This window comes from Streptomyces sp. NPDC059092 (assembly GCF_042756365.1).
Lineage (GTDB): Bacteria > Actinomycetota > Actinomycetes > Streptomycetales > Streptomycetaceae > Streptomyces.
This window is the reverse complement of the sequence record NZ_JBHZEJ010000137.1, coordinates 2487-5306: the sequence shown is the minus strand read 5'-3', so window position 1 is coordinate 5306 and position 2820 is coordinate 2487. Positions and strand designations below refer to the sequence as shown.

General features: G+C 58.1%; 2 rRNA genes (1 of these 2 cut by a window edge). Both read left to right on the top strand.

The annotated features are described in order from the left end of the window. The first annotated feature begins 240 nt into the window (after positions 1-240). Positions 241-1766: ribosomal RNA gene (locus tag ACFXPL_RS36850) — 16S ribosomal RNA — on the top strand. Positions 1767-2064: 298 nt separating this feature from the next. Further along, a 23S ribosomal RNA gene (locus tag ACFXPL_RS36845) occupies positions 2065-2820 on the top strand (it continues 2465 nt past the right edge of the window). Together the 16S and 23S rRNA genes form the textbook arrangement of a ribosomal RNA operon.

Sequence of the window (2820 nt, the reverse complement as noted above, 5' to 3'; positions counted from 1 at the left end):
CCGAAGGGAAGCGCCCGGAGGAAAGCCCGCGAGGGTGAGTACAAAGGAAGCGTCCGTTCCTTGAGAACTCAACAGCGTGCCAAAAGTCAACGCCAGATATGTTGATACCCCGACCTGCCGAAACTTCTTCGGTCGGTTGAGGTTCCTTTGAAGAAACACAGCGAGGACGCTGTGAACCAACGGTCTTATTCCGACCGGTTGGTTCCGCTCTCGTGGTGCCTACCGGATGACCGGTAAACATTCACGGAGAGTTTGATCCTGGCTCAGGACGAACGCTGGCGGCGTGCTTAACACATGCAAGTCGAACGATGAAGCCTTTCGGGGTGGATTAGTGGCGAACGGGTGAGTAACACGTGGGCAATCTGCCCTTCACTCTGGGACAAGCCCTGGAAACGGGGTCTAATACCGGATAATACTTTCCTCCGCATGGGGGAAGGTTGAAAGCTCCGGCGGTGAAGGATGAGCCCGCGGCCTATCAGCTTGTTGGTGGGGTAATGGCCTACCAAGGCGACGACGGGTAGCCGGCCTGAGAGGGCGACCGGCCACACTGGGACTGAGACACGGCCCAGACTCCTACGGGAGGCAGCAGTGGGGAATATTGCACAATGGGCGAAAGCCTGATGCAGCGACGCCGCGTGAGGGATGACGGCCTTCGGGTTGTAAACCTCTTTCAGCAGGGAAGAAGCGAAAGTGACGGTACCTGCAGAAGAAGCGCCGGCTAACTACGTGCCAGCAGCCGCGGTAATACGTAGGGCGCAAGCGTTGTCCGGAATTATTGGGCGTAAAGAGCTCGTAGGCGGCTTGTCACGTCGGATGTGAAAGCCCGGGGCTTAACCCCGGGTCTGCATTCGATACGGGCAGGCTAGAGTGTGGTAGGGGAGATCGGAATTCCTGGTGTAGCGGTGAAATGCGCAGATATCAGGAGGAACACCGGTGGCGAAGGCGGATCTCTGGGCCATTACTGACGCTGAGGAGCGAAAGCGTGGGGAGCGAACAGGATTAGATACCCTGGTAGTCCACGCCGTAAACGTTGGGAACTAGGTGTTGGCGACATTCCACGTCGTCGGTGCCGCAGCTAACGCATTAAGTTCCCCGCCTGGGGAGTACGGCCGCAAGGCTAAAACTCAAAGGAATTGACGGGGGCCCGCACAAGCAGCGGAGCATGTGGCTTAATTCGACGCAACGCGAAGAACCTTACCAAGGCTTGACATACACCGGAAACGGCCAGAGATGGTCGCCCCCTTGTGGTCGGTGTACAGGTGGTGCATGGCTGTCGTCAGCTCGTGTCGTGAGATGTTGGGTTAAGTCCCGCAACGAGCGCAACCCTTGTTCTGTGTTGCCAGCATGCCCTTCGGGGTGATGGGGACTCACAGGAGACTGCCGGGGTCAACTCGGAGGAAGGTGGGGACGACGTCAAGTCATCATGCCCCTTATGTCTTGGGCTGCACACGTGCTACAATGGCCGGTACAATGAGCTGCGATGCCGCGAGGCGGAGCGAATCTCAAAAAGCCGGTCTCAGTTCGGATTGGGGTCTGCAACTCGACCCCATGAAGTCGGAGTTGCTAGTAATCGCAGATCAGCATTGCTGCGGTGAATACGTTCCCGGGCCTTGTACACACCGCCCGTCACGTCACGAAAGTCGGTAACACCCGAAGCCGGTGGCCCAACCCCTTGTGGGAGGGAGCTGTCGAAGGTGGGACTGGCGATTGGGACGAAGTCGTAACAAGGTAGCCGTACCGGAAGGTGCGGCTGGATCACCTCCTTTCTAAGGAGCATTTCTTACCGGACCTGGTCCGGTCAGAGGCCAGTACATCGGCGAATGTCCGGTGCTGGTTGCTCATGGGTGGAACGTTGACTATTCGGCATGATCCGTTGGGATCACTAGTACTGCTTCGGCGTGGAATGTGATGTCAATTGGTTGTGCCGGGCATGCTGTTGGGTGTCTGAGGGTGCGAGCGTTGCTCGTCCTTCGGGTTGCCGGCCCCAGTGAACTCGCCTGTATGGGTGGGGTGATGGGTGGCTGGTCGTTGTTTGAGAACTGCACAGTGGACGCGAGCATCTGTGGCCAAGTTTTTAAGGGCGCACGGTGGATGCCTTGGTACCAGGAACCGATGAAGGACGTGGGAGGCCGCGATAGGCCCCGGGGAGCTGTCAACCGAGCTTTGATCCGGGGGTGTCCGAATGGGGAAACCCGGCAGTCGTCATGGGCTGTCACCCGCTGCTGAACACATAGGCAGTGTGGAGGGAACGAGGGGAAGTGAAACATCTCAGTACCCTCAGGAAGAGAAAACAACCGTGATTCCGGGAGTAGTGGCGAGCGAAACCGGATGAGGCCAAACCGTATGCGTGTGATACCCGGCAGGGGTTGCGCATGCGGGGTTGTGGGAGTTCTTTTGATCGGTCTGCCGGCCGGTCGGCGAGTCAGAAACCGTATGGATAGGCGAAGGACATGCGAAAGGTCCGGCGTAGAGGGTAAGACCCCCGTAGCTGAAATCTGTACGGCTCGTTTGAGAACCACCCAAGTAGCACGGGGCCCGAGAAATCCCGTGTGAATCTGGCGGGACCACCCGCTAAGCCTAAATATTCCCTGGTGACCGATAGCGGATAGTACCGTGAGGGAATGGTGAAAAGTACCGCGGGAGCGGAGTGAAATAGTACCTGAAACCGTGTGCCTACAAGCCGTGGGAGCGTCGCGCATCGAGCTTGCTCGGTGCGTCGTGACTGCGTGCCTTTTGAAGAATGAGCCTGCGAGTTTGCGGTGTGTTGCGAGGTTAACCCGTGTGGGGAAGCCGTAGCGAAAGCGAGTCCGAATAGGGCGA